This is a genomic window from Streptococcus oralis, assembly GCF_001075875.1.
In the GTDB taxonomy this organism is placed as follows: domain Bacteria; phylum Bacillota; class Bacilli; order Lactobacillales; family Streptococcaceae; genus Streptococcus; species Streptococcus oralis_I.
Map to the genome: position 1 here is coordinate 1 of NZ_JUOS01000175.1, position 3,920 is coordinate 3,920.

The 3,920-nt window shown below is 36.4% G+C and carries 5 protein-coding genes; 3 read left to right on the forward strand and 2 right to left on the reverse strand.

Annotation, left to right across the window (positions count from 1 at the left end):
- Positions 1-183: 183 nt before the first annotated feature.
- From ADM33_RS09495 to ADM33_RS09505, 3 genes are all read left to right on the forward strand, one after another.
- On the forward strand, positions 184-444 hold the full coding sequence (locus tag ADM33_RS09495) for a SemiSWEET family transporter (protein ID WP_049504794.1): 261 nt from the start codon (positions 184-186) through the stop codon (positions 442-444).
- Positions 445-549: 105 nt separating this feature from the next.
- Complete coding sequence (locus ADM33_RS09500) at positions 550-1,251, forward strand: response regulator transcription factor (protein WP_049504796.1); 702 nt, start codon at positions 550-552, stop codon at positions 1,249-1,251.
- A complete protein-coding gene (locus ADM33_RS09505; protein WP_049504798.1) occupies positions 1,248-2,126 on the forward strand; it encodes a sensor histidine kinase in 879 nt (292 codons plus the stop codon). Before ADM33_RS09500 ends, ADM33_RS09505 begins: the two co-directional genes overlap by 4 nt.
- A 39-nt stretch (positions 2,127-2,165) precedes the next feature.
- On the opposite strand, the gene ADM33_RS09510 is transcribed toward ADM33_RS09505, so the two are convergent.
- Positions 2,166-2,924, reverse strand: coding sequence for an ABC transporter permease (locus ADM33_RS09510; protein WP_049504800.1), 759 nt, complete (start codon positions 2,922-2,924; stop codon positions 2,166-2,168).
- Between the two features lie 10 nt (positions 2,925-2,934).
- A complete protein-coding gene (locus tag ADM33_RS09515; protein WP_049504802.1) occupies positions 2,935-3,843 on the reverse strand; it encodes an ATP-binding cassette domain-containing protein in 909 nt (302 codons plus the stop codon).
- Between the last annotated feature and the right edge of the window lie 77 nt (positions 3,844-3,920).

The window sequence follows — 3,920 nt, forward strand, 5'->3', positions numbered from 1 at the left end:
TCCTCGCGGGGCTGGGACTACGAAATCGAGACTTTGTCTATCGATTTCTGTCCCACCGCCATTTTTTCTGTTCCTCTTATCACAAGATTGTGATAGTTTACATTTTCTTAACAAAAAAGTTTTTTGCTTAGACGATTAAAACAAATAGTGTATAATTGAAACTGTTTTTGAAAGGAGAAGAAAATGACTGAAAAACAAATGAAAACTTTAGGTTGGATTGCAACCTTTATGTCAGTAATGATGTATATCTCATATATTCCACAAATTATGAACAACCTTGCGGGTCAAAAAGGAAACTTTATCCAACCAGCAGTAGCTGCAATTAACTGCAGTCTTTGGGTATACTACGGACTCTTTAAAAAAGAACGTGATATTCCTTTGGCAGCAGCCAATGCACCAGGTATTGTTTTTGGGATTATTACCGCATTGACAGCTTTAATTTAATACAGCTAATGAACTCTTCTTCGTATCTAGTTATTAGGGAGAGTTTTTCTTTATCCGAAATTCCTAAAAAAACATGATATAATACTATTAGAAAGGTTGGTGTTTATGGCTAGAATACTTATCATTGAAGATATTAATGAGATTCAAGAAATTTTGAGAACTCTTCTTTCTGAGGAACATGAGGTGATTCAAGCTTTTTCTGGTACTGAAGGAATGATTCGTTTTGAGCAAGGCAACATTGATCTAATCTTGCTGGATATTATGCTTCCAGGAAAAAATGGTGATCAGGTTTTAAAAGCCATTAGACAAGCTAGTTCAGTACCTGTCATTATGCTAACTGCCCTAAGCGATAAAAAGCTCATCAGCCAATATCTCTTAGATGGCGCTAATGATTATATCGTAAAGCCTTTTGATTTGGATGAAGTTTTTGCCAGGGTTACGGTCCAATTACGTCAAAATAGTGACAAGCAACCAGCTGAAATCGAAAATCCTGACAAGTTGATTCAACAGTTAAAAAATATTCAATTTGATGCAGATAGTTTTGAAATCAAAAATAGCCAGGAAACTATTCGCCTAGCTAAGAAAGAATGTTTGATACTCCAAACCTTACTGGGGCATCCTAAGAAAATTTTCACGAAAGAAGAACTCTATGAATTGGTCTGGGAGGATACTTATTTACCAGGCGATAATACTCTCAACACTCATTTAAGTAATCTCCGTAAAAAATTAGGCCAATTGGATCCAGATCAAGAGTATATTGAAACTATCTGGGGAGTTGGTGTTCGGTTAAAAGGAGATGAGCAATGATCTATATTTTACTTTCTTTGCTACTACTGGTCATTATCCTATTGACGATATGGTTGATTCGCTATCATTTAGCACTCGTAAACTTGAGCCAACAGATTGAAGATAAGATTCTGACTGGAAGTATGAAGAGAATCGGAGTGTCAACTTTCTCCAAGGATTTTTTACATCTTTACCAGCAAATTAATCATCTTTTTCAAGAAGTTGAACAGTCACGCTTGATTATGAAGCGTGAAAAACAGACTTTAGACATGGCTATTAGTAATATTGCACACGATATTAGGACGCCTTTAACGATTGCGTCGGGTTATACTCAGCAATTGCTTAAAACAGAAAATCCTGAGTCTGAGAGTTTGAAAAAAATTGCCCATCATCTTAATCAAGTTTCAAAACGTCTAGAAGCTCTTTTGGACTATCGTCGGTTAATGGAGGGAGCAGTTAAACCTAACTTATCTGAGTTAGAAGTTTCGACATTTATGATGCAAAAATTGCTGACCTATTATGATTCTTTTCAGACGGCAAAGATTAACCTTGATTTGCAAGTAGAACCTGGTCTCTATTTATTAACAGATCCAGATTTATTAGACCGTATGTTACAAAATCTTATTGGCAATGTTCTAAAACATGGTAAGGATGAAGCGAGATTCTCTCTGAAGGAAGTGGACAATCATATCTGTTTGGAAATTGCTAATCTGGTCAAACAACCGATTCGTAAAATTGAAAATCTCAGTCAACGATTTTACTCTGAAAACCTCTCAGATACTGAAGAATCATCAGGTTTAGGTCTTTATATTACAGAAGAATTATCCCATCTCCTTGGTGCAGAACTACAACTAAGTACAGATGGTGCTTGGTTTACAGTTAAGATACTCTTTTAAAACAAGCAACCTCCTCTTTTTGAACAGAGGAGGTCATTTTTATAAGCTTTTCTTTTTGAAAACAGCAAGTCCACTAATGGTAAAGAATAGGATAACAGTCACTGTAACGATAATGGTGTATAGAACAGCTTGACTATAGGCAGTCATGGCATAGGCAAAATTCAAGGATAAATAGCGTAAAATCTCGATATCTGGAAAGATAAGCATCGGCGTTGAAAGTAAGATAGAACTGATTAAATAGCCTATGAAAACAGCCAAATAAGAATGAGTCACATAGAGAATGAAAGAAATAATGGAAAGCCAAGCAAGAAGGCAGAGAAATTGAAGGCCGATCGTTAGAAGGAGATTGCCAATAAATCCTTCTGGCATCGTACCAACCCCGTTTAGGATAGTTGCTGGTACGAAAGCAATGACTAAGCTAATAAGAATTTGCATTAGAGCGATACTTGCTAATACTACAGACTTGGCTAGGAAGAATTCTGTGCGAGAAACACCAACTGTCAAACTGTTTTTATAGAGTTTTCCGATAAGGTCAACTCCTAGAACTAAGCAAGCAAGGATAATACAGAGAAAAACTAGGTTTGAACCTTGACTAGATGCGTTAATCAGGGCTTGAATACCATCCCAGCCTTTACTTGGAAGTTCAGTTTCTGGAGGTGTTGTATCAACTGACATTAGATGTCCTGTAGCCCCAATAGTAGCTCCCATTAACATGAGTGCAAAGAGAACAATCTCTGTAATCCAAAAACCTTTGGAACGGAAAAGACGGTAAAAATCTGCTTGAATTGTGTGTATCATGGTGTTCCTCCTATTTTACTAATTGTGTGAAGTATTCTTCAAGATTTTGACGAGCATAGTAAATCTCATCCACAGCAACATCTGCTAGAGTAAGTTCTTTGAGAATGCGTTTGACATCTTGTTCATGACTAAAAATATGAATCTCATTGTCTGAATTAACAACTTTAAATTCAAGATGCACTTTGTCTTTTAAGATTTGACTAGCTTTTTCTTTGTCACTTGTTTTTAGAACAATATAGTCTTCATTCAGTGTCTCAAATTCGGCCTTACTGATTTCTCGAATGATTTTCCCTTGGTCTAGAATTCCAAAGCGATTGGCAACCAGATAGAGTTCTGACAAGATATGACTAGAGATGAGAATTGTTATTCCTAGTTCTTGATTCAGACGTTGAATCATTTGACGAAACTCTTTGATACCGATTGGGTCAAGTCCATTGATAGGTTCATCAAGGATGAGAAAGTCTGGTTTTGATAGGAGAGCAATAGCAATGCCTAGACGTTGTTTCATCCCAAGAGAGAAATCTCGAAAAACTTTTCTACCTGTATCTGTTAACCCTACATACTTTAATGTTTCCTCAATGACTTGATCAGCGTTTGGGATATGTCGAATAGTACAATAGTATTTAAGATTTTGATAGGCTGTTAAATGATTATGAGCTACTGGAGATTCAATGACTGAACCTACTCGAGATAGGGCTTTTGTGCATTCCTTATAACTTTGACTGGAAAAGAGGGAAATGGTTCCATGATCAGCAGATAATAATTGAGTAATAATTTTAATCAGAGTAGTTTTACCAGCACCATTCTTTCCGATAAGCCCATAGATATCTCCTTCTTTCACTGAGAGATTAAGATCTTGTAGAATGGGTTGTTTGCCAAAGTGTTTGGACAAGCCATGGATTTCGAGGACTGTTTTCATAGTTTTCTCCTTTAACCTTTAATACTCAATGAAAATCAAAGAGCAAACTAGGAAGCGAGCCGCAGGCTGTACTTGAG